The organism is Streptomyces asoensis (assembly GCF_016860545.1).
Taxonomy (GTDB): Bacteria; Actinomycetota; Actinomycetes; order Streptomycetales; family Streptomycetaceae; genus Streptomyces; species Streptomyces asoensis.
Map to the genome: position 1 here is coordinate 398,883 of NZ_BNEB01000003.1, position 24,903 is coordinate 423,785.

Sequence of the window (24,903 nt, forward strand, 5' to 3'; positions counted from 1 at the left end):
ACAGGCGGTCGCCAAACGATGAGTGCCGAGAGCGCCCCGACCCAGGTCAGCGCCGCGCGCCGGCACTGGCACAGCGCGTTCCAGGGGCTCCAGAAGATGGGGCGCAGTCTTCAGCTGCCGATCGCGGTGCTGCCGGCGGCGGGCATCCTCAACCGGCTGGGCCAGCCCGATGTGTTCGGGGACGACGGGCTGGGCTGGACGGACGTGGCGAAGGTGATGGCGGGCGCGGGGGCCGCGCTGCTGGACAGCTCGCTGGGGCTGCCGCTGTTGTTCTGCATCGGTGTGGCCATCGGCATGGCGAAGAAGGCGGACGGTTCGACGGCGCTGGCGGCGGTGGCGGGCTTCCTCGTCTACTACAACGTGCTGCGGCAGTTCCCGGAGGACTGTGCGCCGGGTTCGAAGGTGGTCCCGGGGATCGGGTGTCAGGCGACGGACAGCACGGTGGGGGCGTTCACCTATCAGAATCCGGGGGTGTTCGGCGGGATCGTGATGGGGTTGCTGGCGGCTTTCTTCTGGCAGCGGTACCACCGGACGAAGCTGGTGGACTGGCTGGGGTTCTTCAACGGGCGGCGGCTGGTGCCGATCATCATGGCGTTCGTGGCGATCGGGTTCGCCGCGCTGTGCCTGTGGGTGTGGCCGCCGATCGGTGACGCGCTGGAGAACTTCAGCGACTGGCTGGACGGGCTGGACGCATGGGGTGCGGGCATCTTCGGCCTGGCGAACCGGGCGTTGCTGGTGATCGGTCTGCACCAGTTCCTGAACGTGCCCATCTGGTTCCAGTTCGGGAGTTTCACGAAGCCGGACGGCACGGTGGTGCACGGTGACATCAACATGTTCCTGGCGGGTGACCCGGACGCGGGTCAGTTCACGTCGGGGTTCTTCCCGATCATGATGTTCGCGCTGCCGGCGGCGGCGCTGGCGATGACGCACTGCGCGAGGCCGTCCCGCCGCAAGGAGGTGGGCGGTCTGATGCTGTCGGTGGCGCTGACGTCGTTCGTGACGGGGATCACCGAGCCGATCGAGTACTCGTTCCTGTTCGTGGCGCCGCTGCTGTACGTGGTGCACGCGGTGCTGACGGGGGTGTCGATGGCGGTGACGTGGGGGCTGGGGGTGCACGACGGCTTCAGTTTCTCGGCGGGGCTGATCGACTACGTCATCAACTGGAACCTGGCGACGCGGCCGTGGGCGATGATCCCGATCGGGCTGGCTTTCGCCGTCCTCTATTACGTGATCTTCCGTTTCGCGATCACGCGGTTCGATCTGAAGACGCCCGGGCGGGAGCCGGAGGAGGAGCGGGAGGACGTCACCAAGGCGTAGTCGGGGGGCCTGTTCGCGGGCAGGTCCCAGGGCGTGGCGAGGGGGTCGGGCGGAGGGCCCTCGGGGGGTAGCCGAGCGTAATACCACGATTACGAGAATCGTGGGTTCCTTATGCCACCTTCATCGTGCTACAACATGGTCTACACCACTGAGTGGTGTAGACCACCACCCGATGGAGGAAGTCTATGAGCACCGCCACCGCGCCCACGGCGGCTCCCCAGAAGAGATGGGGATCCGGCCTGTTGCAGGGTCTGCAAAAGGTCGGCCGCAGCCTTCAGCTCCCGATCGCCGTGCTGCCGGCGGCGGGCCTGCTGCTGCGCCTCGGACAGTCGGACGTCCAGGACAAGCTGCATCTGCCCGACAAGGTCACGGCGGTCTTCGCCACGGCCGGCGGTGCCATCTTCGACAACCTCCCGATGCTGTTCTGTATCGGTGTGGCGATCGGCTTCGCGAAGAAGGCCGACGGCTCCACCGCGCTGGCCGCGCTGGTCGGCTTCCTGGTCTACAGCAACGTCCTGAAGGCGTTCCCGGTCACCGAGGCCAAGGTCCAGGCGGGTGCGGACATAGCCGCGACCTACAACAACCCCGGTGTCCTCGGCGGCATCGTCATGGGTCTGCTGAGCGCGGTGGTCTGGCAGCGGTTCCACCGCACGAGGCTGGTGGACTGGCTCGGCTTCTTCAACGGCCGCCGCCTGGTGCCGATCATCATGGCGTTCGTCGGCACGCTCATCGGTGTCTTCTTCGGTCTGGTCTGGGAGCCGATCGGTGAGGTCATCTCCGACTTCGGCGAGTGGATGACGGGTCTGGGCGCGTTCGGCGCCGGTCTGTTCGGTCTGATCAACCGCGCGCTGATCCCGGTCGGCATGCACCAGTTCGTGAACTCCGTCGCCTGGTTCCAGATCGGCGACTTCAAGGACGCCACCGGCGCCGTCGTGCACGGCGACCTCACCCGCTTCTTCGCCGGTGACCCGACCGCCGGTCAGTTCATGTCCGGCTTCTTCCCCATCATGATGTTCGGTCTGCCGGCCGCCGCCCTGGCCATCGCGCACACCGCCCGCCCCGAGCGCCGCAAGGCCGTCCTGGGCATGATGATCTCGCTCGCGCTGACCTCCTTCGTCACGGGTGTGACCGAGCCCATCGAGTTCTCGTTCATGTTCATCGCCCCGCTGCTCTACGCGATCCACGCGGTGCTGACGGCCCTGTCGATGGCGATCACCTGGGCGCTCGGCGTCCACGCGGGCTTCACCTTCTCCGCGGGCTTCATCGACTACGCGCTGAACTGGAACCTCGCCACCAAGCCGTGGCTGATCATCCCGATCGGTCTGGTCTTCGGCGCGATCTACTACTTCGTCTTCCGCTTCGCGATCACGAAGTTCAACCTGCCCACCCCGGGCCGTGAGCCCGAGGAGGAGGTCGAGGACCTCACCAAGGCGTAGGCGCACACCCCGCCCGCCGTCGCACGGCACGCGAAGGCCCCCGGAGCCCTGAACCGCTCCGGGGGCCTTTCGCGTGGCCTGTGCGTGGGGGTGGGCCTAGATCTCGTACGTCTTGCGCGGCGCGGCCAGCTCCACCGGACCGTCGAACACCGCGCGGGCGTCCGCCAGGTTGACCTGGGGGTCGGTCCACGGCGGGATGTGGGTCAGCACGAGCCTGCGCGCACCCGCCCTGCCCGCCGCCGCACCCGCCTCGCGGCCGTTGAGGTGCAGGTCGGGGATGTTCTCCTTGCCGTGCGTGAAGGCGGCCTCGCACAGGAACAGGTCGGTGTCACGGGCGAGTTGCTCCAGTGCGGGGCTGACGCCGGTGTCGCCGGAGTAGGTCAGCGAGCTGCCGCCGTGTTCGACGCGGATGCCGTACGCCTCCACCGGGTGCGCCACGCGTTCGGTGTGCACGGTGAAGGGACCGATGTCGAAGGTGGACGGCTTGACCGTGTGGAAGTCGAAGACCTCGCTCATGGAGGAGGCCGACGGGGTGTCGGCGTACGCCGTGGTCAGGCGGTGCTCCGTGCCCTCCGGGCCGTAGACCGGGATGGGGTCGCAGCGGCCGCCGTCGTGGCGGTAGTAGCGCGCGACGAAGTAGGCGCACATGTCGATGCAGTGGTCGGCGTGCAGATGGCTCAGGAAGATCGCGTCGAGGTCGTAGAGACCGCAGTGGCGCTGCAACTCGCCCAGGGCGCCGTTGCCCATGTCGAGAAGCAGCCGGAAGCCGTCGGCCTCGACGAGGTAGCTCGAGCAGGCCGATTCCGCGGACGGGAACGACCCTGAGCAGCCGACGACGGTGAGCTTCATAAAGCAGAAACCTCCGCTGGCGGGAAACCGAGAAGTACCGGGTGGGTCCGGGGTACGGATCGTGGGGCGAATGTTCGTCGGAAATGATCGTCGATATGGGGGGCGACGTGGGTCGTGCGGTGCGTCGAGCGTAAGGCGCGAAACCCCGGGTCGCTCCTCCGCCAGGGGCCGTTGTGGGGGAACTCACCTGTGGTGTCACCGGTTCGGCTGGACCCGGGGCACATGAAGTGCGCGAGAGGGCGCGCGACGGCGCTCGCGCGCCGGTAACGTCGTCGTATGGACACGTCCTGGTGGCTCGCGCTCGCGGCGGTGATACTGCTCGCGCTGGTCGCGACGCTCGTGGACGGCTGGGGGCGGGGGCGGCGGCCGAAGGCGCGCGGGACCCGGCCGCCGGGGCGCGCCACGGGCCGTCCGCCGGGCCGGCCGGCCGGGAAGCGGGGCCGGGCCGGGCATCCCCGGCCCGCGGAGATCTGGTGGGCGAACGTGCCGTTCGAGGACTCGCCGGAGGTGAAGGACCGCCCGTGTCTGGTGCTGACGGTGCGCGGTGACCGGGTGACCGTCGCGAAGATCACCAGCAAGTACCACGACGAGCGGGCCGGGGTGATCCCGCTGCCGCCGGGCACCGTCGGGGACGCGCGGGGGCGGCCGAGTTTCCTGGAGACGGACGAGCTGCGCCAGGTGCCGGTGGCGGACTTCCGGCGCCGGGTGGGTGTGGTGGACCCGGTCCTGTGGGACCAGGTCCGTCACCTGGCCGGCTGAGCCCGCTCCCGGTGGTGGCGCCCTCCGGGCGGGCGGGGCGTCACGCCCAGAGCTGACCCTGGAGGGTCTCGATCGCTTCCTCGGTGGTGGCCGCGGTGTAGACGCCCGTCGAGAGGTACTTCCAGCCGCCGTCCGCGACGACGAACACGATGTCGGCGCTCTCGCCCGCCTTCAGCGCCTTCTTGCCCACGCCGATCGCGGCGTGCAGGGCGGCGCCGGTGGAGACGCCCGCGAAGATGCCCTCCTGCTGGAGGAGCTCCCGGGTGCGGGTCACGGCGTCCGCGGAGCCGACCGAGAAGCGGGTGGTGAGGACGGAGGCGTCGTACAGCTCGGGCACGAACCCCTCGTCGAGGTTGCGCAGGCCGTAGACCAGGTCGTCGTAGCGCGGTTCGGCGGCGACGATCTTCACGTCGGGCTTGTTCTCGCGCAGGAACCGGCCGACTCCCATCAGGGTGCCCGTGGTGCCGAGGCCCGCGACGAAGTGCGTGACGGACGGGAGGTCGGCGAGGATCTCGGGGCCGGTGGTGGCGTAGTGGGCGCCGGCGTTGTCGGGGTTGCCGTACTGGTAGAGCATCACCCAGTCGGGGTGCTCGGCGGCGAGCTCCTTGGCGACGCGCACGGCGGTGTTGGAGCCGCCCGCGGCCGGGGAGGGGATGATCTCGGCGCCCCACATCGCGAGCAGTTCCCGGCGCTCCTGCGAGGTGTTCTCGGGCATCACGCAGACCATGCGGTAGCCCTTGAGCCTGGCCGCCATGGCGAGGGAGATGCCGGTGTTGCCGCTCGTGGGCTCCAGGATGGTGCAGCCGGGGCTGAGGCGGCCGTCCTTCTCGGCCTGCTCGACCATGTGCAGGGCGGGGCGGTCCTTGACCGAACCGGTGGGGTTGCGGTCCTCGAGCTTCGCCCAGATGCGGACGTCGTCGGACGGCGAGAGCCGCGGCAGGCGCACCAGAGGGGTGTTGCCCACCGCGGCCAGCGGGGAGTCGTAACGCATGGGGTCCGGTGGCCGATCAGGCCATGCCGCCGGCCACGGCCGGCAGGATGGTCACGGTGTCGCCGTCGGACAGCTTGGTGCCGATGCCGTCGACGAAGCGGACGTCCTCGTCGTTGAGGTACACGTTGACGAAGCGGCGCAGCTTTCCGTCGTCCACGATGCGGGCGTGGATTCCCGCGTGCCGGGTCTCGAGGTCGTTGAACAGGTCGGCGAGGGTCTCACCGTTGCCCTCCACCGCCTTCTGACCGTCGGTGTACTGGCGGAGGATGGTGGGGATGCGGACCTCGATGGCCATGGCTCAGGGCTCCTGTCGGAAGGTGTGGGCGGCGCGGGGTGGTGCGGGCGAGGCTCCCCGCGCTCGGCCGTGCTCGCGCGGGCGGGTACCCCCTGTCGGCGCACGGCCGTACGGCGGGGGTACGGCGTCAACAGATGGCGCTGGCGAGCCTGCACAGGTCGACGTGCAGCCGCGCCACGAGCAGTGCGCCCGGCGTCTTCTCGCTCACGTCGTTCAGAACCATGGGCTCATCGTATCGATTCCCGGTCCGCCTCCTGGAATGTGATCCCACATCGCGGACGGATCCCGGCCGGTGAGTGAGACGGCGCGCGAGTGGGGCGACTCGGACGCGGCGGGCGCTCAGGCCGACGCGCGGCGCACCAGCCGGGTCGGGACGATCACGGAGGGCGCGCCGGGCGGCCCGTCCGGAGAGCGCCGCGGGCTCCCGTCGGCCGGGCCGGTGCGGCCGGTGGCGGGGTCGAGCAGGAGCCGGACCATGAGGCGGCCCATCTCCTCGGCGTCCTGGTGGACGGTGGTCAGGGGCGGGTCGGTGGTCTCGGCGATGGAGGTGAGGTCGTCGAAGCCGACGACGGCGACGTCCTCGGGGACCCGGCGGCCGCGCTCGCGCAGGGTCTGGAGGGCGCCGGAGGCCATGAGGTCGGAGGCGACGAAGACGGCGTCGAGTCCGGGGCTGCGGTCGAGCAGCGCGGCCATGGCGTCGGCGCCGCCCTGCCGGGTGTAGTCGGCCCGTTCGACGAGGTGCGGCGAGGCGTCGTCGGGCAGCACGTCCCGGTACCCGGCCAGCCGGTCGGCGGCGGAGTTCTCCTGGTCGTAGGGTCCGGCGACGGTGGCGATCCGCCGCCGTCCGAGGGAGACCAGGTGCCGCACGGCCAGCCGGGCCCCGCCGCGGTTGTCGCCGTCGACCCGGGCCTGGCCCGGGTGCTCGCCGGCGCGGTCGCCGGGCAGCGGGCGGCCGCCGAACACGGCGGGGACGCCGAGCCGGTCGACGATCTCGGCCAGCCGGTCGCCGGGGCGCAGGGAGAACAGGATCGCGCCGTCGACGTGGCCGCCGCCGAGGTAGTCGGCCACCCGCGGGTAGTCGTCGTCCTCCTCCACGAAGAGCAGGACGGCCTGGGCTGCGTGGAGCGCGAGTTCGCGGCGGACGCCGCGCAGGAGGAGGTCGAAGAACGGGTCGAGGAAGAGCCGGTTCTCGGGCTGGGCGGCGACCACGGCGACGGCGCCGGTGCGGTGGGTGACGAGTTGCCTGGCGGCCTGGTTGGGGACGTACCCCAGCTCGGAGATCGCGTGGCGGACCCGGCTCACGACCTCCGCCCGGACCCGGTCCTCGCCGTTGATCACCCGGGACACGGTCGACTTGGAGACCCCCGACTGCCGGGCGACGTCCTCGAGCGTGGGCCGCCGTGCGTGCGAGCGTTGCGTCAACACCATCTCCGTGGGGGCGAGTTGTGCGTGCACCTTGCGGAAACGGTAACCGGCGGACGGTGGCCCCGCCGGATCCGGTGCCGGAGACCGTGCGGAGACCGTGCGCGGCCGGCACCGGTGCCGATGCGGGGCCGGAGACGGTCCGGGGCCGGTCCGGCCCGGGGCCGGGCGGGTGGCGGGGCGTCTAGACGACGACCGGTTTCCCGGTCAGTTCCACCCCGGCCGCGCGCAGTTCCTCCAGGGCCCGGTCGGTGCTCTCCTTGGCGACGCCTGCGGTGAGGTCGAGCAGGACCTGGGTGCGGAAACCGGCCCGGACCGCGTCCAGGGCGGTGGCCCGTACGCAGTGGTCGGTGGCGATGCCGACGACGTCCACCTCGTCGATCTTCCGGTCGCGCAGCCAGTCGCCGAGTGCGGCGCCGTTCTCGTCGGCGCCCTCGAAGCCGCTGTACGCGGCGGAGTAGGCGCCCTTGTCGAAGACGGCGTCGATGGCGCCCGAGGCGACGGCGGGCGCGAAGTTGGGGTGGAAGCCGACGCCCTCCGTGCCCGCGACACAGTGCGCGGGCCAGGAGTGGACGTAGTCGGGGTTGTCGGCGAAGTGGCCGCCGGGCGCGATGTGGTGGTCGCGGGTGGCCACCACGTGCCGGTATCCGGCGGGCGCCTGTCCGATCAGTTCGGTGATGGCGGCGGCCACGTCGGCGCCACCGGCCACCGCGAGGCTGCCCCCTTCGCAGAAGTCGTTCTGCACGTCTACGACGATCAAGGCGCGGCGCATGGTCGGTGTCCTTCGACTGAGGGTGAAGTAATTGAGCCTAGAGACTTTGCGGCCCCCGCGGGAGGGGTCGGCGCCCGGCGGCGCCGGGCACCTCCTGGCTACCCGACGGGGCGTGTACATACTCCGTGGGGATGACGGGTTCGCCGCGGGAGAGCTGGGTCGCGGAGAGGGGCAGCCGGGCGCGGGCCGCCGCGTGCCGGTCGCGGACGACGTCCAGGGGCTCGCGGGCGACGACCTCGCCGCCCTTGACGAGCTGGACGAGCAGCTGGTGGTCGGCCAGGGCGGCGGGGACCGGGCCGGTGCCGACGACCTCGGCCTCGGCGACCCCCTGCGCGTCGGGCCTGCGGGCCGCCCACTTGCGTCCGCCGACGGAGGTCTTGCCTCCGGTGGACTTCTTGGCCACCGCCACCAGCGGCGCCTGCGGGTCGGACGACTCGGCGCGGGCGACGAGCTTGTAGACCATCGAGGCGGTCGGGTGGCCGGAGCCGGTGACCAGCTGGGTGCCGACGCCGTAGGCGTCGACGGGGGCGGCGGCCAGGGAGGCGATGGCGTACTCGTCGAGATCGGAGGTGACGATGATGCGGGTGCCGGTGGCGCCGAGCTCGTCGAGCTGCCGGCGGACCCGGTGGGCGACGAGGAGCAGGTCGCCGGAGTCGATGCGGACCGCGCCGAGCTCGGGTCCCGCGACCTCGACGGCGGTCCGGACGGCCTCGGTGACGTCGTAGGTGTCCACGAGGAGCGTGGTGCCGCGGCCGAGCGAGTCGACCTGGGCCCGGAACGCCCCCCGCTCGGTGTCGTGGAGCAGGGTGAAGGCGTGTGCGCTGGTGCCCACGGTGGGGATGCCGTAGCGGAAGCCGGCGGCCAGGTCGGAGGTGGTGGCGAAGCCGCCGACGTAGGCGGCGCGGGAGGCGGCGACGGCGGCCAGTTCGTGGGTGCGGCGGGCGCCCATCTCGATGAGGGGGCGGCCGCCCGCGGCGGAGGACATCCGGGAGGCCGCGGCGGCGATCGCGGAGTCGTGGTTGAGGATGGAGAGGATCACGGTCTCGAGGAGCACGCACTCGGCGAAGGAGCCCTCCACCCGCATGATCGGTGAGCCGGGGAAGTAGACCTCGCCCTCCGGGTAGCCCCACACGTCACCCGAGAAGCGGTATTGGTCGAGCCAGTCCAGCGTCACCTCGTCGACGATGCCCCGTTCCCGCAGGAAGGCGAGGACGGCCGCGTCGAAGCGGAAGTTCTCGATGGCGTCCAGGACCCGTCCGGTGCCGGCGACGACGCCGTAGCGCCGTCCGTCCGGCAGCCGCCGGGTGAAGACCTCGAACACGCTGCGCCGCTCGGCCGTGCCCGCCTTCAGGGCCGCCTGGAGCATCGTCAGTTCGTACTGGTCCGTGAAGAGCGCCGTCGAGGGGACATCCACCGGCAGTCCAAGGTCCGCTACGTCCACTTGCCTCACCCAGTCCGTGACTCCGCGGCCGCCCCGGGCATGGCCGGGGCCCGGGGGCACCTCCCCCGGGATTTGCAGCACGGAAGCGATAGTACCGCCTTTTCGTCGGTGTGACGATATCCGCCCCGCGTGGCAGCATGGCTGTGTGACGTCACCCGCTCCCCTTGAGATCGAACGCACCGAGTCGGCGGAGGAGGTCTTCGCCGTACCCGAGCCGGACGTCCCCTGGGTCACGATCGTCCACAACGACCCGGTCAACCTCATGAGCTACGTGACGTACGTCTTCCAGTCGTACTTCGGGTACTCCAAGGACAAGGCCACGAAGCTCATGATGGACGTCCACCACAAGGGCCGGGCGGTCGTCTCCAGCGGCAGCCGCGAGGAGATGGAGCGCGACGTGCAGGCGATGCATGGATACGGCCTGTGGGCCACCCTCCAGCAGGACCGGAAGTAGTCTCCCCTCCCATGCCCGGACACTTCGAACCGCTCCCCGGCGGCGGCGCGGCCGTCGCCCTCGACGACGTCGAGATCTCGATCATCAGGTCGCTCGCCGTGCAGCTCCTGGAGCTCATCGGCCCCGGCCCCGCCGAGGACGCGCCAGACGACCCGCTCGCCGAGCTCTTCGCCGAGGGACCGAGCGAGCCGCCCGCCGATCCCGTGCTGCGCCGCCTCTTCCCGGACGCCTACACCGACCCCGAGGGCACCCCGGGGCCGCAGCAGGCGGACGAGCAGAAGGCCCACTCCGCCGAGTTCCGCCGCTTCACCGAGAACGACCTGCGGGCCGGCAAGCGCGAGAACGCCCTCGCGGTGGTCCGCTCGCTGGACGCCCTGGCCGCCGAGGCGGCCGGCGAGGGCGGGGCGGTGCTGAAGCTGGCCCCGCAGGAGTCCCAGCAGTGGCTGCGCGCCCTGAACGATCTGCGCCTGGCGATCGGCTCACGCCTGGAGATCACCGACGAGGACGACACGGACCTCCTCTACCGGCTGCCGGACACGGACCCGCGCAAGCCGATGGTGATGGCCTACCTGTGGCTCGGCGGGCTCCAGGAGACCCTCGTGACCACCCTCCTGCCGTAGGCCGCAATGCCGTAGTTCGTACGGTTTCCCGTTCGCTCAGAGGACGCTCAGATCCGGATAACGATCGCATCACCGCGACGGCCGGGAGTGTCCTCTTTGTGCCTCGTTCATCCACTTCTTCTTGTGTCGTGCGCCACAGCCCGCCCGGGTGATCGATATTGCGGGCGTGATAAATCTTCACGACCGCCCGGCGAACACCACCCGCATGTTCGGCCGGGTGCGCCACCGAGCCGGTTGATCGCCGGCCAGGCATCGCTCCATCAATCCGGGGGGATCGAAACCCGATCCGCGGCCGACGAGAGGCCCGGTTCGGCATGGAGAAAGGCGCACCACACATGACCTCCGAGAAGGTCACTGACACCGCTGTCACGGACACTCCCGAAGAGGGCTACGAACGCGGACTCGGCAGCCGCCAGGTCCAGATGATCGCGATCGGCGGCGCCATCGGCGTCGGGCTCTTCCTGGGCGCCGGGGCGAACATCGCCAAGGCCGGCCCCAGTCTCATCCTGATGTACGCCCTCGCGGGCGGGATCATCTTCTTCATCATGCGCGCCCTGGGCGAGCTGCTGCTCTACCGCCCGGTCTCGGGCTCCTTCGCCGAGTACTCGCGCGAGTTCCTCGGCCCGTTCTTCGGCTACTTCACCGGCTGGACGTACTGGCTGATGTGGGTCGTCACCGGGATGGCCGAGCTGACGGCCGCCGCGATCTACGTCAACTACTGGTTCCCGGCCGTCCCCCAGTGGGTCACCGCGCTGGTCTTCCTGGTGATCCTCTTCGGGGTGAACCTGATCTCCGTGAAGCTCTTCGGCGAGCTGGAGTTCTGGTTCTCGATGGTGAAGGTCACCGCGCTGATCGGCATGATCGTCATCGGCCTCGGCGTCCTGACCTTCGGCTTCAGCAGCGCCGGCGACACGGCCGCGGTCTCCAACCTGTGGGCCTTCGACGGCTTCTTCCCCAAGGGAGTCGGCTCGTCCCTGATGACCCTCCAGGGCGTCATGTTCGCCTACCTCGCCGTCGAGCTGGTCGGTGTCACGGCCGGCGAGTCGCAGGATCCGGAGAAGACCCTCCCCAAGGCGATCAACACCCTGCCGTGGCGTATCGCGCTGTTCTACGTCGGCGCGCTCACGGTCATCCTGTGCGTGGTGAAGTGGACCGAGTTCGCACCGGGCGTCTCCCCGTTCGTCGAGGCGTTCGCGAAGATCGGCATCCCGGCAGGCGCCGGCATCGTGAACTTCGTGGTGCTGACGGCGGCCCTGTCCTCCTGCAACTCGGGCATGTACTCCACCGGCCGCATGCTGCGCAACCTGGCCGACAGCGGCGAGGCCCCCGCGGCCTTCCGCAAGCTGTCCTCGACCAAGACGCCCGCCCTGGGCATCACGGTCTCGGTCCTGTTCATGGGCATCGGCGTGGTCCTGAACTACGTCGTCCCCGAGAAGGCCTTCGGCTACGTCACCTCGGTGGCCACCGCGGCCGGCATCTGGACCTGGCTGATGATCCTGATCAGCCACGTCCTCTACCGCCGCGCGGTCGTCGCGGGCCGGCTGCCCGCCTCGCCCTTCCCGGCTCCCGGCGGCTCGGTCTTCAGCTGGGTGGCCATCGCCTTCCTGCTGTTCGTCACCGGTCTGATCGCGTACGACGCCGACTCCCGGGTCTGCCTGTACGTGATGGCGGGCTGGGCGGCCGCGCTCGGCATCGGCTGGGCGGTCCTCAAGGGCCGCAACCCGCAGATCACCGAGCGGCGCGAGCCGGAGTTCGAGAAGGTCGGCTGACCGGCCGCACGGCCACCCCCGGGACGTCCGGCCGCAGGGAGCACTCGTGGCGCCCCCTGCGCCGGCCGCTCAGGACGTCCGCGACACGGGCCGTCCCCCACCGCCCCGCGGTGGGGGACGGCCCGTCCGTCGTCCGCCCCGGGCCCCGCCCGACGCGCCGCTCACGGCGTCCCGGCCGTTGCTTATCCTGGCGACCATGCGGACACTGACCATCACGCGGGCCCTGCACGACCAGATCGTCGCCCACGCGCGCAAGGACCACCCGGACGAGGCCTGCGGCGTGATCGCGGGCCCCGCGGGCACGGACCGGCCGGAGCGCTTCGTCCCGATGCTGAACGCGGCCATGTCCCCCACGTTCTACGAGTTCGACTCGGGCGACCTGCTCAGGCTCTACCGCGAGATGGACGACCGCGACGAGGAGCCGGTGGTCGTCTACCACTCCCACACCGCGACGCACGCGTATCCGTCCCGCACGGACATCTCCTACGCGAACGAGCCGGGCGCGCACTACGTCCTGGTCTCGACCGCCGACACCGACGGACTCGGCGAGTTCCAGTTCCGCTCGTTCACCATCGTGGACGGCGAGGTCACCGAGGACGAGGTCCGGGTGGTCGAGGCGTACTGACGCCCCGCGGCCGGGACGCCGCCGCCGGGCCGCCGCGGCCGGGCTCCCGTGGTCCGGCGGCCCCGGTCGGGCCGCCGTGCCCGGGCCGCCGCGGTCAGGCCGCCGCGCCCCGCAGGAGGGCCCTGATGGGACGCCACAGCTCCGGTACGGCGACGGGGCCCGCCGGGACACCGTTGTCAGGCGCCGTGCGCCAGATCAGGCCGTCGGGGTGGTGCAGCACCGCCGTGATCTCGTCCGGGGTGGGGGGCGCCGCGTTGCCGCGCAGGTAGACGGCGCGCAGGCCCAGGTTGCGCAGCCGGGTCAGGGCGCGTGCGCGGTTGTGGGCGTGGACCAGCACGCGGACGTCCGCGAACGGCCCCGTGAGGCCCTCGCGGGCGGCGGGGCTGGGCAGGTTCAGCGCCACCACCACTCTGCCGTTGGGCAGCTTGCAGAACCCTCCTGCGGCCATGCGGTCACACCCCCGCGTGTGTCGGTATCGAGGTCGGTGTCAATAAGAAGTGCACAGGACGCACCTAAACACGATCGGCGGCAACCCGCCAGGGGGTTGCCGCCGATGTGTGTCTGACCTGCGAAAATGCTGACTACTTGGTCGAGGGACCGACCTTCACCTTGATCTTCGAGCCATCGGTGGCCTCGTAGACGATCTTGATCGTGGTGTTGGTGTCAGTGACCTTGACGCCCGCGAGCGGGGTCGTCGCGTCGTAGTACGTCGACTTGCGGTCGTCGAAGACGGGCACGCCCGCGGCCGACTTGATCTTGACCGCGACGTCGGCGCGGTGCAGCGTCACCGCGTCCGTGCGGGACAGGCTGAAGGGCGAGTCGAAGCTCTGGAGACGGGCGTTCATCACGGTGCCGTCGGCCCACTTCAGCGGGGTCGGGTGCGAGTCGATCGGGAGGATCAGGCCCTCACCCGGGTGCTGGCTGGTGTTGTCGTCCGCCTGGGAGGTGTCCCACTTCCAGATCAGCAGACCGTTCTGGTACGGGTAGTGCTCCACCCAGTCCGGACGCGTGGTCGAGAAGCCGAAGTTGTACGGGCCGACCTGGAGGGTCTTGTCGTACGACACGTACTGGCGGTTCTCGGCGATGTAGTACTGGGCGTAGTCGTCCGTGATGGACGCGCCGATGCGCGAGAAGCCGGTCGCGGTCCAAGCGGCGTCCGCCGTCTCGGCGTTGTCGGAGAACAGGGTGGCGCCGTCCGCCGTCACCTTGATCTCGTCGGCCGCGAAGCCCTTCTGGGCCACGCCCCCGTCGGTGGCGTACCGGAAGCGGATGCTGATCTTCTGGCCCGCGTAGGCGTTCAGCGGGAACGTCAGCTTCTGGTAGGCGTCGACCGTGCCGGTGAGGGCGGGCTTGCCGCTGCCGTCACGCGGGACGGCGGTGCCGTCGGCCAGCGTGCCGTCGATCGGCGTCCAGTTGGAGCCGTCGGTGGAGACCTCGGTGTACAGGTAGTCGTAGTCCTGCTCGATGTCCCACCAGCCGTCCAGGGACAGCGAGGCCGACGTCTTGCCGGTCAGGTCGACCGCGCGGGTCAGGGTGTTGCGCAGGTCGTCGCCGCTGCCGCTCCACCACTGCGTGGCGCCCTCGGCCGGGGCGACCACCTCGGTGGTGACCTTCTTCTCCGGCAGCTGGACCACGAGGGCCTGGGCTTCCTTGGTGTTGTACTCCGCGACACCGAGGGTGTGGCTGGACTTGCGGCCCGCCGCGGCGACGTCGTAGTCGAGCCAGCCCAGCTGGAGCTTGTCCCAGGCGTTCATGTCGCCGGGCAGGTCGCCGATGGCGTTCTTGCCGGTGCCGAGCCAGGAACCGGAGGACATCAGGGTCCAGAAACCGGTGGAGTTCTCGCCGCCGCCGGAGGTGTCGTACTCGTCCGGCAGACCGAGGTCGTGGCCGTACTCGTGCGCGTAGACGCCGAGTCCGCCGTTCTCCGGCTGGATGGTGTAGTCGCCGACCCAGATGCCGGTGTCGCCGACCTGGGTGCCGCCGAGCTTGTTGGTGTCCGGGCCGGTGGCGCCGGCGTCGGTGCCGAAGGCGTACCAGCGGTGGGCCCAGATGGCGTCCTCGCCCTGGGCGCCGCCGCCCGCGGACTCGTCCTCACCGGCGTGCACGATCTGGAAGTGGTCGATGTAGCCGTCCGGCTCGTTGAAGTCGCCGTCGCCGTCGTAGTCGTAGCGGTCCCACTGGTCGAACGTGGCGAGCTCCGCCTTGATCTGGGCGGCGGTGGCGCCGGCGGCCTCACGCTGGGCGACCCAGGCCCTGACGCCGTCCTGCACCGCGTACCAGGCGCCGGTGGAGGCCTTGTTGGAGCCGTACCGGGCCTCGTTGTAGGGGACCTTGACCCAGTCGGTCACCTCGCCGTCGACCGAGTAGCGGCCCGAGGACTGCTTCTCGTAGTACTTCTTCAGCGACTCGGTGTTCTTCCCGGTGCCGAAGTACAGCTCCTGGAAGTGCTTCTGGTTGTAGTCCGCCTGCCAGGCCGTGGAGTTGTCCTTGGTCCGGTCCGGCGCGGCTATCTGGTTGTGCAGCGGCCCGGCCGTGCCGCCGTAGCGGCTGTCGACCTGGTCGCCGAACTCGACGAGGATCGTGAAGATCTTGTCGGTCTTCTCCCGGCCGAGCTCGACGTACTTGCTGTCGCCCTTGCGGCTCTTCAGCTGTACGACCTTCGAGCCGTCCCGGTCCTTGACCGAGGCCTGGCCGGATATGACCTGCTTGAGGGCCTCCTCGCGCTGCGCCTCCTGGGTCTTGCTGAGCGGGCCGTCGAAGTCGTGCTCCTTGGCCTTGGCCGGCTGCGGGTCCCGCCGGTCCACCGCCGGGGCCTTCGCCGAGGTGTTGTCGGCGGCCTGTGCCACGGCGAACGTCGAGAACGTCGCCGAGGCCGCCGCGAGTGCGACGACCGTCGAGGCGGTCCTGAACGTCCAGGATCTACTGGTCACTTGATGTCCTCCCACGCACGCGCCCGTACGCGCGGAAAGGGGGGATCCCTGTCAAGGAAGGTCCGCGCGCTGTTATACGCGTGTAGTCAAGTGACGCCATTTGACTACTGGTTTACGAGAAAAGACAGACCTTGACTTGGACAAGTCAACTGCATTATTGGGAGGAGGTGTTCGCATTGCGGACACGAAACCGTAACGAGGCGGCCGCCCCGACGGGCGCGCGGGACGGTCCACTGGGTGGACGTCATGACTCCGTGCGCCCCCTGTGCACCGGCACCGTGGGTTAGGTCACGCTTACCGTTGGTTCCGCTCGGGCATGCAGCCGAATAGAGTCGAGACCGCCCCCGCTTCCGAGGACACCGATTGCCATGCCTCGTCCGACTGTCGCACAGCTCACGTACGGTACCTGCACCGTCATCTTCTCGACGCTCGCCATGCTGCTGCTGTCACAGACGAGTTCGGGCCCCGGCATCGCGGTCGTCGTCGTCGCCGCGGTCGCGCTCGGGGTGCTCGTCGCGATGACGGTACCGGTGCCCAAGGCGTCACGCGCCCCCATGGGGCGCCCGGCGACCCGTGCCCGTTCCGCGCTCCGTCCCACGACCCGTACGGCGACGGCCCGTTCGGGGATCGGCAGGCCCGAGCCCGTGTCCGTCCCGGCGCGCGCGAGCGTGCACGCGCCGGTCCCGGCCTCGGTCGCCGCGGCCTCCGAGCCCGTCAGGGAGACCACGGCCCCCTGACACACGCGTCCATGGTGAAGGGCCCGCGCCGGTGGCGCGGGCCCTTCACCATGTGCGGCGCGCCGGTCGCTCCGGCTCACCGCGTGCCGACCACCACCGTCTTGGCCGCCTTGTCGTGCAGGCCCTGCTTGTACGGCTTGTCGAAGTAGCTCCAGCCGCCGCAGATCGCCGTCCACAGACAGGCACAGCAGAACGCGAACGGCACCCACAGCACCAGGGCGCGCACCAGGGACGTCTGCGTGGACGGCGTGGAACCGTTGTCGAGGTTCGCCACCCGCATGCCGAGCCACTTCTTGCCCAGGGTCTGACCGGTCTTCGCGATCAGGATCGTGTCGTAGGCGACGTACAGGATCGCGGCGACCAGTTCCCGGCCGAAGGTCTTGCCGAACTCGATCCGGTCCGCGTCCACCGTGTACTGGGCGACGCCGAAGGCCCACGAGATCAGCGACACCACGATGAAGACCAGGATCATGTCGATGATCCGGGCCAGCGTGCGCTTGCCGCTGTCGGCGAGCGGGGGCATCCCGGCGAGCGGGTCGGCGGGGTATCCCCCGTAGGGGTCGCCGCCCTGCGGGCCGCCACCGTAGGGGCCTTGGGGACCGCCGCCGTACGGGCCCTGGGGACCGCCGCCGTACGGGTCGCCGCCCTGGGGGCCGCCTCCGTAGGGGCCGCCCCCGGCGGGTGGCGGCTGACCGGGTCCGCCGGCGCCGGGGCCGCCGCTGTACGGCCCACGCGGGGCGTCGTACGGCGAACCCTCTCCCGGACCGGGCGGGGGCTGCGGGGGCTGCTGCCCCGGCGGCTGCTTCCTGAACGGATCGTCCTCCGGCGGCTCGCCGCCGGAACCGGGGGGCGGTTCGCTGGTCATGCCCCGAGTCGACCGCGAACCCCCGCACCCCGCATCCGGCGAGCGGCCGTACGGGGGACGGCGAGCGGGCGGGGGCGGAGTCCGAGTGCGGGTCGGGGTGCGGGTGCGGGTGCTGTGGGTGCGGGTCAGCCCGCGACGAAGGTGTGGGCCGCCTTGTCGTGCCAGCACTGACGCCACGGCTTGTCGAACAGGCCCCAGAAGACGCCCACGACGCCGACGGCGAGCAGTCCCGGCACGCTGTAGACGAGCCAGCGGCGCAGGGCCGCGCCGAACGACGGGGGCTCGCCGCCGCCGATGTCCCGCACCTCCAGGCCGAACAGCTTCTTGCCGAGCGTGCGGCCCCACTTGGCGGTCGGCAGCGCTTCGTACACGACCCCGAAGCCCAGCAGGACCGCGAGCACGATGCCGAGGTACACCGACGTCGTGCCGTCGAGCAGCCAGACGGTGACGGTGCGTCCGGTGAGCTTGGCCGCGTCCACCTTCTCGTTCACGTGGTCGACGGCCTTCGCGCCCAGCGGGACGGCGGCGGCGCCGGTGACGGCCGCGAGGACCAGGGTGTCGACGAGACGGGCGGCCAGCCGCTTGCCGATCCCCGCCGGACGGGCCTCGGCCTGGCGCCGGGCGGCCGCCTGGAAGACGTCCTCGACCGGTGGCTTCCAGGGCGTGACGGGGCCGTCCTCGGCGCCCGCCAGCTGGTGCACCTGCTGGGCCCACGAGGGCTGCCCGCCACCCGGACCCGCGGCCATCGGTGCGGCAGGCTGCGCGGCGGCCGCGGCGGGCTGCGGCGGAGGACCGCCGGCCTGCTGCGGCACGCCCGGTGCACCCCGCACAGGGCCGGGGCCCGCCGCGGCGGGCGCCTGGGCACCCGGCTGGACGCCGGCCTGCGGGGCCGGGTACCCGGCGGAGCCCTGCGGCACGGAAGCGGGAGCCGGGGCGGGTACAGGTGCGGGTGCTGCGGCCGGGGCGGGCGCGGGGCCCTGCGGGGCCGGTACGGCCGGGGCCGGGGCCGCCGCACGCTCGGCGGCCGCCTTGCCGGCGCCGAAGCCGGGCTCGGCGGGAGCGGGCCCGCCGGGGGTCCCGGACCCGACCGGCCCCTGCGGTCCGAAGGCCCCCGCGGCGGGGCCGCCCGGGGCCGGCGCGGGCCCCTGGGCGGCGGCTGGGAACACCGGCGCGGCGCCCGGTCCTTCGCCCTGCTGGGCGGCGCGCGGGGCAGGCGGGCGGACAGCGGCCGCGCCCCCGTCGGGGACCGGGCCTGCGGTGCCCGGAGCGGGGGCGGGCCCGGCGCCGGCGGTCGGGCGGCGGAAGACGAACGTGCCCCCGGGGATCGCGTCCCCGGCACCGTCCTCCGGCTCGGCGGGCGGGATCGTCGTCGTGCCGTCCGTGCTCGTCGAGCGGCCGTCGGGCGGCGCCGGGGCGGGCGTGGGCACCCTCGGGTCGGCACCGCCCGGGGCGCCCCAGGAGACCCTGCGGTCCTGATCGCCGCCGAAGCCCGACTGGTGGGCGCGGTCGGCGCCCCAGGAGGGGGCGGGCCCGGGAGGGCCGGCGGGCGGATCCGCCGCTGGCACCGGGTCCTCGTCGAAGAAGTGCGGGCCGGTCTCCTCGACGGAGGCCGGGGGCGACCCCGCGGACGGCGCCCCGGCGGACGGGGGTGTGAGCGATCGGCCGTCGGAGGGCGCCGGCCTGCTGGTGCCCGGTACCCAGGAGGCACCGTTCCAGTACCGGACGTATCCAGGGATGGACGGGTCCGGGTAGTACCCCTCGCGGGGCCTGTCGTCGCCGGGTGCCGGGGTGGGGGCGCTCATGGTCCGTCGTCCCGTATCTGCTCGGGGGTGGGTTGAGGGGCTCCACATCTATCAGACCGACGCAAGCCCCACTGCCAGTCCCGACGGACCCGCCCCTTTCCGGGCAACCCCGTGCACGCTCTTCACACGTTCGGAACCGCCCGCCGGCGAAGAAAGTCCTCCGGACCCGCGTAATGGTCACGGGTCCCGCCCCTCTCCACTCGTACGGGCCCGCCGCGGGCGGGCGCGAGGTCCGTATCGAGAGGAGAACCGGCATGCATCACACCGTGGTGGAGCGCGAACTGGAGCTCAACCTCATCCTGTCGCCGGAGCGCAGCGTCCCGGTCCCGGCCCGGCTGGGCTACCGCAGCGACGACCCGTTCGCCGTCCACGTCGCCTTCCACATCAATTCCGAGCACCCGGTGGACTGGACGTTCGCCCGCGAGCTGCTCGTGGAGGGGGTGTTCCGCCCGTGCGGGCACGGGGACGTCCGGGTGTGGCCGACGAAGGTGGAGGGGCGCAGCGTGGTGCTGATGGCGCTCAGTTCACCCGACGGGGACGCCCTCCTGGAGGCGCCGGCGGCCCAGCTCTCGGCCTGGCTGGAGCGCACCCTTCGGGTGGTGCCCCCGGGGACCGAGGCCGGGCAGCTCGGCATCGACGACGGCCTGGCCGAACTGCTGGCCCCTGCCCCGCTGGACGACCTGTGGCTGTCCGACCCCTGGCCGTCGGACGAGTCCCGGGACGGGGAGTGAGCGGGAGCGGTCAGAACAGCTTGCCCGGGTTCAGGATGCCCAGGGGGTCGAAGGCCGCCTTGACCGCCCGCTGCATCTCGACCCCGACCGGGCCGATCTCGCGTGCCAGCCACTCCTTCTTCAGCACGCCGACGCCGTGTTCGCCGGTGATGGTCCCGCCCAGTTCCAGGCCGAGGCCCATGATCTCGTCGAAGGACTCCCGGGCGCGCCGGCACTCGTCGGGGTCCGCCGCGTCGAAGCAGACCGTGGGGTGGGTGTTGCCGTCGCCGGCGTGGGCGACGACCCCGATGGTCAGGCCGTGCTTGTGAGCGATGTGCTCGACGCCGTCGAGCATCTCGCCGAGCCGCGACCGGGGCACGCACACGTCGTCGATCATCGTCGTGCCCTTGACGGCCTCCAGCGCGACCAGCGAGGAGCGCCGTGCCTGGAGCAGGAGTTCGGACTCGGCGAAGTCCTCGGCCGGGACCACCTGGGTGGCGCCGGCGGCCTCGCACAGGGCGCCGACGGCGGCGAGGTCGGCGGCCGGGTCGGGGGTGTCGAAGGCCACCAGCAGCAGGGCCTCGGTGGTGTCCGGCAGGCCCATGCGGGTCAGGTCGTTGACGGCCCGGACCGTCGTACGGTCCATCAGTTCGAGGAGGGACGGCACGTGCCCGCCCGCCATGATCCGGCACACGGCGTCGCAGGCGGCGGCGCCGGAGGCGAACTCGGCGGCCAGCACCAGCTGCGCCGGCGGCTGCGGGCGCAGCGCCAGGACCGCCCGGACGACGATGCCCAGCGAGCCCTCCGAGCCCACGAAGAGGCGGGTGAGGTCGTATCCGGCGACGCCCTTGGCCGTGCGGCGGCCGGTGGACATCAGCCGGCCGTCGGCGAGCACGACGTCCAGACCGAGGACGTACTCGGCCGTCACGCCGTACTTCACGCAGCACAGGCCGCCCGAGGCGGTGCCGATGTTGCCGCCGATCGTGCAGGTCTCCCAGCTGGAGGGGTCGGGCGGGTAGTACAGGCCGTGCTCGTTCACGGCGCGTGACAGGGCGGCGTTGACGACGCCCGGTTCGACCACGGCGACGCGGTCGACGGGGTTGATCTCGAGGATGCGGTCCATCTTCGTCAGGGACAGGACGACACAGCCCTCGGAGGCGTTGGCGCCCCCGGACAGTCCGGTGCGGGCACCCTGCGGGACGACCGGCACGCGCAGCTCGGTCGCCGTGCGCATGACGTGCTGGACCTCTTCGACGGTACGGGGCAGCACGACGACGGCGGGGGTCCCGGCGGGGCAGAAGCCGGCCATGTCGTTGGCGTAGGAGACCGTGACGTCCGGGTCGGTGAGGACGGCCTCGGCGGGCAGGCCGGCGAGCAGACGGTCGGCGAGGTGACGGCTCATGATCACAGGTTCGCACCCGGGGCCATCGGTGTGAACCCCGTCCGCCCGGCCCTTCGGCTGACGTCGCTCGGTCGTCGTACTGGCGCACAGTGAGCGCCATGGAGAACGCAGAGCGCGCCGCCGAGAAGCGCACCGCCCCCGCGGAGGCCGCCGAGGCTCCCGCGGCTTCCATGCCCACGAAGGGCCCCACAACCCCGGCACCGCCGACCGGCCGGGCGCCGTCGACAGGCCCGACCCCGGCACCGTCGGCCGACCCGACCCCGCTGCCGTCGACGGGCCCGGCATCGGTGCCGTCAGCGGCCCCGGCGGGCCCCCCGGCTCCCCCGGCCGAGACCGCGGGGTCCGCCGGGGCCGCGAGCCCCGTCGGAGCCACCGAGACCGCGGGGGCCGTCGGGACCGCAGGACCCACCGAGGCCGCCGAAGCCGCCGGGCCCAGCGGGGTCGCTGGATCCGTCGAACCTGCCGAGGCCGTCGGGTCCAACGGGCGGGGATCTCGGTTGGGGCGGTGGGTGGTTGTCGGGGCGCTCGTGGGGTGTCTCGTGCTGGGCTGCGGAGCGCTGCTGCTGCTGCCCGGCGGGGAGTCCGGGCCCCGGCGGGCGCCCGCGCCGGCGCCGGGGGCGCAGGCGGGCAGCGCGGTCCGGGCCGGGGTGCCGGCCGCGCTGCCGGATCTGGCGGTGCTGATCGGCGAACGCGAGAGCCGGGTGCGGGCGCATCCACGGGACGCGCGGTCCTGGGCGGTGCTCGGCACGGCCTATGTCGAGCAGGGCCGGCGCACCGCCGACGCCGCCGCGCTGTACCCGAAGGCGGAGCGGGCACTGCGGACCTCGCTGAAGGTCCGTCCGAAGGCCAACGCCGAGGCCCTCGACGGTCTGGCGGCGCTGGCCAACGCGCGCCGCGACTTCCGGGCGGCCCGCTCCTGGGGCGAGGCCGCGCGCGCTCAGGCGCCCGCCCGCTGGACGACGTACGCGCAGCTCGTCGACGCGTACACCGGGCTCGGCGAGTACAAGAACGCCCGCAAGGCCCTGGACCGGCTGACGGCGCTGCACTCGGGTCCCGCCGTGCGGGCCCGGGCGGCGGGCGTCTACTGGGACCGGGGGCTGCGCGAGGACGCCCAGGCCGCGCTGGCCGACGCGGCGGCCGGCGCCCCGTCCCCCGCCGAGCGGGCCGCCTGGCTGGAGCGGGCGGGACAGCTGGCGTGGGAGCGCGGTGAGCGCGAGGACGCGCTGCGGCACTTCAAGGAGGCGGTCAGGACCGATCCGGACCAGCGGGCCGCACACGCCGGGCAGGGCAGGGCACTGGCGGCCCTCGGGCGGACGTCGGAGGCGCTGAGCGCCTACCAGGTGGCGCTCGCCGGGCAGCCGCTGCCGCAGTACGCGCTGGAGCTGGGCGAGCTGTACGAGTCGCTGGGGCTCACCCAGGCGGCGCGCGTGCAGTACGACCTGCTGCGGGAGCGGGTCCGGCAGGAGTCGGCGGGCGGGGTGGACGGGGAGCTGGTGCTCGGCCGGTTCGAGGCGGACCACGGGGATCCGGCGTCGGCGGTACGGCGGCTGCGGGCCGAGTGGCAGCGGCAGCCCGGGATCGCCGTCGCGGACGCGCTGGGCTGGGCGCTGCACCGGTCCGGGGACGATCACGAGGCGCTGCGGTTCGCCATGATCGCCACGGACCGGGTGCACGGGGGCGCGGTCTACAGCGCGCCGTACATGTACCACCTGGGCATGATCGAGCGGGATCTGGAGCGGGAGGGGCCGGCCCGGCGTCACCTCGCGGAGGCGCTGCGGATCAACCCCTGGTTCTCGCCGCTGTCCGTCCCGGTGGCCCGTGCGGCGCTGGCGCGGCTGGGCGGCGAGCCCGCCCCGGCCGAGCTGCCCGAGTAGCGGGGCCCGGGGTGCGGGGCGGGGCGGCACCCCCTAGAGGTTGCCGCGCTTGTCCTGCTCGCGCTCGATGGCCTCGAACAGGGCCTTGAAGTTGCCCTTGCCGAAGCCCATCGAGCCGTGCCGTTCGATGATCTCGAAGAAGACGGTCGGCTTGTCCTGGACCGGCTTGGTGAAGATCTGGAGCAGGTAGCCGTCCTCGTCGCGGTCGGCGAGGATCTTCAGTTCGCGCAGGGTGTCGACGGGGACGCGGGTGTCGCCGACCCACTCGCCGAGGGTGTCGTAGTAGGAGTCGGGGGTGTCGAGGAACTGGACCCCGGCCGCCCGCATCGTCCGTACGGTCTGCACGATGTCGTTGGTGTTGAGCGCGATGTGCTGGACGCCGGCGCCGCCGTAGAACTCCAGGTACTCGTCGATCTGGGACTTCTTCTTGGCGATGGCGGGCTCGTTGATCGGGAACTTGACCTTCAGGGTCCCGTCCGCGACGACCTTCGACATCAGGGCGGAGTACTCGGTGGCGATGTCGTCGCCCACGAACTCCTTCATGTTCGTGAAGCCCATGACCTTGTTGTAGAAGCCGACCCACTCGTTCATCCGGCCGAGCTCGACGTTGCCGACGCAGTGGTCGATCGCCTGGAAGGTGCGGTGGGCCGGCGGTGCGACGATCGGCTCGGCGGCGGCGAACCCGGGGAGGTAGGGGCCGTCGTAGCCGGAGCGGTCGACGAGGGTGTGGCGGGTCTCGCCGTAGGTGGCGATCGCGGCGAGGACGACGGTGCCGTGCTCGTCCTTCAGCTCGTACGGCTCGGCGACCGAGCGGGCGCCGTGCTCGATCGCGTAGGCGTACGCGGCCCGCGCGTCCGGGACCTCGATGGCGAGGTCGACGACGCCGTCGCCGTGCTCGGCCACGTGCCGTTCGAGGAACTCGCCCCACGGGGTGGCGGGCTTGATGACGGACGTCAGGACGAAACGGGCGGAGCCGTTCGTGAGCACGTACGAGGCGGTCTCGCGGCTGCCCGTCTCCGGTCCGGAGTAGGCGACCAGCTTCATGCCGAAGGCGGTGGAGTAGTAGTGCGCCGCCTGCTTGGCGTTGCCCACGGCGAAGACGACCGCGTCCATTCCCTTGACCGGGAAGGGATCGGCCTGCCGGGCGGTGTCGGGAGTGTGGTGTGTGGTCTGCGTCATGACGAAAGCCTCGCCCCGGGCTGCAAGGTGCGCAATAGTTCGCTCCATCGCTGGGCAATGTGTGCAGCGGTACGGCCGTTGCGGCGGGCTTTGTGTACAGGGTGACCATCGGGAAGGCGGACGACCGTGGCGATCGATCGACTGGACGGACGGATCATCGTGCTGCTCGCCCGGGAGCCGCGCCTGGGGGTGCTGGAGATGTCCCGGCGGCTGGGCGTGGCGCGCGGGACGGTGCAGGCGCGGCTGGACCGGCTTCAGTCGAACGGAGTCATCCGGGGATTCGGACCCGAGGTCGATCCGGCGGCGCTCGGCTACCCGGTCACCGCGTTCGCCACCCTCCAGATCCGGCAGGGGCAAGGGGCCGACGTACGGGCCCACTTGGGGACCGTGCCGGAGGTGCTGGAGCTGCACACCACCACCGGCACCGGGGACATGCTGTGCCGGCTCGTGGCCCGCTCCAACGCCGATCTCCAGCGGGTGATCGACCTGGTCGTCGGTTTTGATGGGATCGTCCGGGCCTCCACCGCGATCGTGATGGAGAACGCCGTTCCGCTGCGGATCATCCCGCTGGTGGAGCAGGCGGCCGAGGACGACCGGGCGAGGCCCTGACCCAGGGGCCGCGTTCCGGACCGGGTCCCCTGGGTCAGTGCCTGG

At 71.8% G+C, this 24,903-nt stretch carries 23 protein-coding genes and 1 pseudogene; 11 read left to right on the top strand and 13 right to left on the bottom strand.

Annotated elements, in window-relative coordinates; all coding sequences use genetic code 11:
• The first annotated feature begins 18 nt into the window (after positions 1–18).
• Together Saso_RS14575 and Saso_RS14580 are read left to right on the top strand one after the other, a co-directional pair.
• The gene (locus Saso_RS14575; protein ID WP_189918293.1) at positions 19–1,317 is read left to right on the top strand and encodes a PTS transporter subunit EIIC; all 1,299 of its coding nucleotides are present in this window, start codon (positions 19–21) and stop codon (positions 1,315–1,317) included.
• Between the two features lie 185 nt (positions 1,318–1,502).
• Positions 1,503–2,753 carry a PTS transporter subunit EIIC gene (locus Saso_RS14580; protein WP_189918294.1) on the top strand — a complete coding sequence of 417 codons (1,251 nt, stop codon included), beginning with the start codon at positions 1,503–1,505 and terminating at the stop codon, positions 2,751–2,753.
• A gap of 96 nt (positions 2,754–2,849) precedes the next feature.
• Here Saso_RS14580 and Saso_RS14585 read toward each other — a convergent pair whose 3' ends face one another.
• Entirely contained in the window at positions 2,850–3,602 is a 753-nt protein-coding gene (locus Saso_RS14585; protein ID WP_189918295.1) for an MBL fold metallo-hydrolase, read from the bottom strand.
• A 276-nt stretch (positions 3,603–3,878) separates the two neighbouring features.
• Here Saso_RS14585 and Saso_RS14590 point away from each other — a divergent pair, with 276 nt between their 5' ends.
• Positions 3,879–4,361: a type II toxin-antitoxin system PemK/MazF family toxin gene (locus tag Saso_RS14590; RefSeq protein WP_189918296.1), complete on the top strand. Its 483-nt coding sequence runs from the start codon at positions 3,879–3,881 to the stop codon at positions 4,359–4,361.
• Positions 4,362–4,401: 40 nt separating this feature from the next.
• On the opposite strand, the gene Saso_RS14595 is transcribed toward Saso_RS14590, so the two are convergent.
• The 6 genes and pseudogenes from Saso_RS14595 to Saso_RS14615 form a co-directional block, all read right to left on the bottom strand.
• Positions 4,402–5,352, bottom strand: a complete 951-nt coding sequence (locus Saso_RS14595; RefSeq protein ID WP_189918297.1) for a PLP-dependent cysteine synthase family protein — start codon at positions 5,350–5,352, stop codon at positions 4,402–4,404.
• 16 nt (positions 5,353–5,368) lie between these two features.
• Positions 5,369–5,647, bottom strand: a complete 279-nt coding sequence (locus tag Saso_RS14600) for a MoaD/ThiS family protein (RefSeq protein WP_189918298.1) — start codon at positions 5,645–5,647, stop codon at positions 5,369–5,371.
• 127 nt (positions 5,648–5,774) lie between these two features.
• Positions 5,775–5,870, bottom strand: a complete 96-nt coding sequence (locus Saso_RS39060) for a putative leader peptide (protein ID WP_020132206.1) — start codon at positions 5,868–5,870, stop codon at positions 5,775–5,777.
• A gap of 116 nt (positions 5,871–5,986) precedes the next feature.
• Positions 5,987–7,075, bottom strand: coding sequence for a LacI family DNA-binding transcriptional regulator (locus Saso_RS14605; RefSeq protein ID WP_189918574.1), 1,089 nt, complete (start codon positions 7,073–7,075; stop codon positions 5,987–5,989).
• A gap of 178 nt (positions 7,076–7,253) precedes the next feature.
• Positions 7,254–7,841: an isochorismatase family protein gene (locus tag Saso_RS14610; protein WP_189918299.1), complete on the bottom strand. Its 588-nt coding sequence runs from the start codon at positions 7,839–7,841 to the stop codon at positions 7,254–7,256.
• 97 nt (positions 7,842–7,938) lie between these two features.
• Positions 7,939–9,282, bottom strand: a pseudogene (locus tag Saso_RS14615) (nicotinate phosphoribosyltransferase); the annotation flags it as partial.
• Between the two features lie 145 nt (positions 9,283–9,427).
• On the opposite strand from Saso_RS14615, the gene clpS reads away from it, so the two are divergent.
• The 4 genes from clpS to Saso_RS14635 all read left to right on the top strand — a co-directional run bounded on the left by clpS (position 9,428) and on the right by Saso_RS14635 (position 12,750).
• Complete coding sequence (clpS, locus tag Saso_RS14620) at positions 9,428–9,736, top strand: ATP-dependent Clp protease adapter ClpS (protein ID WP_020132202.1); 309 nt, start codon at positions 9,428–9,430, stop codon at positions 9,734–9,736.
• A gap of 11 nt (positions 9,737–9,747) precedes the next feature.
• Positions 9,748–10,356 (top strand): DUF2017 domain-containing protein, encoded by a 609-nt coding sequence (locus Saso_RS14625; protein WP_189918304.1) that lies wholly within the window; start codon positions 9,748–9,750, stop codon positions 10,354–10,356.
• 335 nt (positions 10,357–10,691) lie between these two features.
• A complete protein-coding gene (locus tag Saso_RS14630; RefSeq protein WP_189918306.1) occupies positions 10,692–12,125 on the top strand; it encodes an amino acid permease in 1,434 nt (477 codons plus the stop codon).
• Positions 12,126–12,321: 196 nt separating this feature from the next.
• Positions 12,322–12,750: a M67 family metallopeptidase gene (locus Saso_RS14635; protein ID WP_189918308.1), complete on the top strand. Its 429-nt coding sequence runs from the start codon at positions 12,322–12,324 to the stop codon at positions 12,748–12,750.
• A gap of 94 nt (positions 12,751–12,844) precedes the next feature.
• Here Saso_RS14635 and Saso_RS14640 read toward each other — a convergent pair whose 3' ends face one another.
• Both Saso_RS14640 and Saso_RS14645 read right to left on the bottom strand, forming a co-directional pair.
• Positions 12,845–13,198: a hypothetical protein gene (locus Saso_RS14640; RefSeq protein WP_189918310.1), complete on the bottom strand. Its 354-nt coding sequence runs from the start codon at positions 13,196–13,198 to the stop codon at positions 12,845–12,847.
• Between the two features lie 133 nt (positions 13,199–13,331).
• Entirely contained in the window at positions 13,332–15,680 is a 2,349-nt protein-coding gene (locus tag Saso_RS14645; protein ID WP_189918312.1) for an immune inhibitor A domain-containing protein, read from the bottom strand.
• Positions 15,681–16,048: 368 nt separating this feature from the next.
• Here Saso_RS14645 and Saso_RS14650 point away from each other — a divergent pair, with 368 nt between their 5' ends.
• Complete coding sequence (locus tag Saso_RS14650; protein ID WP_189918314.1) at positions 16,049–16,417, top strand: hypothetical protein; 369 nt, start codon at positions 16,049–16,051, stop codon at positions 16,415–16,417.
• A gap of 76 nt (positions 16,418–16,493) precedes the next feature.
• Here Saso_RS14650 and Saso_RS14655 read toward each other — a convergent pair whose 3' ends face one another.
• Together Saso_RS14655 and Saso_RS14660 are read right to left on the bottom strand one after the other, a co-directional pair.
• Positions 16,494–17,282, bottom strand: coding sequence for an RDD family protein (locus Saso_RS14655; protein ID WP_189918316.1), 789 nt, complete (start codon positions 17,280–17,282; stop codon positions 16,494–16,496).
• A 125-nt stretch (positions 17,283–17,407) separates the two neighbouring features.
• Entirely contained in the window at positions 17,408–19,084 is a 1,677-nt protein-coding gene (locus tag Saso_RS14660; RefSeq protein ID WP_189918318.1) for an RDD family protein, read from the bottom strand.
• Between the two features lie 254 nt (positions 19,085–19,338).
• On the opposite strand from Saso_RS14660, the gene Saso_RS14665 reads away from it, so the two are divergent.
• Entirely contained in the window at positions 19,339–19,815 is a 477-nt protein-coding gene (locus tag Saso_RS14665) for an SsgA family sporulation/cell division regulator (protein ID WP_189918320.1), read from the top strand.
• 10 nt (positions 19,816–19,825) lie between these two features.
• On the opposite strand, the gene Saso_RS14670 is transcribed toward Saso_RS14665, so the two are convergent.
• Positions 19,826–21,196 (bottom strand): FAD-binding oxidoreductase, encoded by a 1,371-nt coding sequence (locus Saso_RS14670; protein ID WP_189918321.1) that lies wholly within the window; start codon positions 21,194–21,196, stop codon positions 19,826–19,828.
• A 497-nt stretch (positions 21,197–21,693) separates the two neighbouring features.
• On the opposite strand from Saso_RS14670, the gene Saso_RS14675 reads away from it, so the two are divergent.
• Positions 21,694–23,070 (top strand): tetratricopeptide repeat protein, encoded by a 1,377-nt coding sequence (locus Saso_RS14675; protein ID WP_189918576.1) that lies wholly within the window; start codon positions 21,694–21,696, stop codon positions 23,068–23,070.
• A 33-nt stretch (positions 23,071–23,103) separates the two neighbouring features.
• Here the strand turns inward: Saso_RS14675 and hppD are convergent, their stop codons facing one another.
• Positions 23,104–24,249, bottom strand: coding sequence for a 4-hydroxyphenylpyruvate dioxygenase (gene hppD / locus Saso_RS14680; protein ID WP_189918322.1), 1,146 nt, complete (start codon positions 24,247–24,249; stop codon positions 23,104–23,106).
• 126 nt (positions 24,250–24,375) lie between these two features.
• Between hppD and Saso_RS14685 the strand changes: the two genes are divergently transcribed.
• Entirely contained in the window at positions 24,376–24,858 is a 483-nt protein-coding gene (locus tag Saso_RS14685) for an Lrp/AsnC family transcriptional regulator (RefSeq protein ID WP_189918323.1), read from the top strand.
• Positions 24,859–24,903: the final 45 nt, after the last annotated feature.

Bases quoted from the DNA above. Each gene is read 5' to 3' on its own strand.
- Saso_RS14575 (WP_189918293.1), top strand. From the start codon at position 19: ATGAGTGCCGAGAGCGCCCCGACCCAGGTCAGCGCCGCGCGCCGGCAC.
- Saso_RS14580 (WP_189918294.1), top strand. From the start codon at position 1,503: ATGAGCACCGCCACCGCGCCCACGGCGGCTCCCCAGAAGAGATGGGGA.
- Saso_RS14585 (WP_189918295.1), bottom strand. From the start codon at position 3,602: ATGAAGCTCACCGTCGTCGGCTGCTCAGGGTCGTTCCCGTCCGCGGAA.
- Saso_RS14590 (WP_189918296.1), top strand. From the start codon at position 3,879: ATGGACACGTCCTGGTGGCTCGCGCTCGCGGCGGTGATACTGCTCGCG.
- Saso_RS14595 (WP_189918297.1), bottom strand. From the start codon at position 5,352: ATGCGTTACGACTCCCCGCTGGCCGCGGTGGGCAACACCCCTCTGGTG.
- Saso_RS14600 (WP_189918298.1), bottom strand. From the start codon at position 5,647: ATGGCCATCGAGGTCCGCATCCCCACCATCCTCCGCCAGTACACCGAC.
- Saso_RS39060 (WP_020132206.1), bottom strand. From the start codon at position 5,870: ATGGTTCTGAACGACGTGAGCGAGAAGACGCCGGGCGCACTGCTCGTG.
- Saso_RS14605 (WP_189918574.1), bottom strand. From the start codon at position 7,075: ATGGTGTTGACGCAACGCTCGCACGCACGGCGGCCCACGCTCGAGGAC.
- Saso_RS14610 (WP_189918299.1), bottom strand. From the start codon at position 7,841: ATGCGCCGCGCCTTGATCGTCGTAGACGTGCAGAACGACTTCTGCGAA.
- Saso_RS14625 (WP_189918304.1), top strand. From the start codon at position 9,748: ATGCCCGGACACTTCGAACCGCTCCCCGGCGGCGGCGCGGCCGTCGCC.
- Saso_RS14630 (WP_189918306.1), top strand. From the start codon at position 10,692: ATGACCTCCGAGAAGGTCACTGACACCGCTGTCACGGACACTCCCGAA.
- Saso_RS14635 (WP_189918308.1), top strand. From the start codon at position 12,322: ATGCGGACACTGACCATCACGCGGGCCCTGCACGACCAGATCGTCGCC.
- Saso_RS14640 (WP_189918310.1), bottom strand. From the start codon at position 13,198: ATGGCCGCAGGAGGGTTCTGCAAGCTGCCCAACGGCAGAGTGGTGGTG.
- Saso_RS14650 (WP_189918314.1), top strand. From the start codon at position 16,049: ATGCCTCGTCCGACTGTCGCACAGCTCACGTACGGTACCTGCACCGTC.
- Saso_RS14655 (WP_189918316.1), bottom strand. From the start codon at position 17,282: ATGACCAGCGAACCGCCCCCCGGTTCCGGCGGCGAGCCGCCGGAGGAC.
- Saso_RS14660 (WP_189918318.1), bottom strand. From the start codon at position 19,084: ATGAGCGCCCCCACCCCGGCACCCGGCGACGACAGGCCCCGCGAGGGG.
- Saso_RS14665 (WP_189918320.1), top strand. From the start codon at position 19,339: ATGCATCACACCGTGGTGGAGCGCGAACTGGAGCTCAACCTCATCCTG.
- Saso_RS14670 (WP_189918321.1), bottom strand. From the start codon at position 21,196: ATGAGCCGTCACCTCGCCGACCGTCTGCTCGCCGGCCTGCCCGCCGAG.
- hppD (WP_189918322.1), bottom strand. From the start codon at position 24,249: ATGACGCAGACCACACACCACACTCCCGACACCGCCCGGCAGGCCGAT.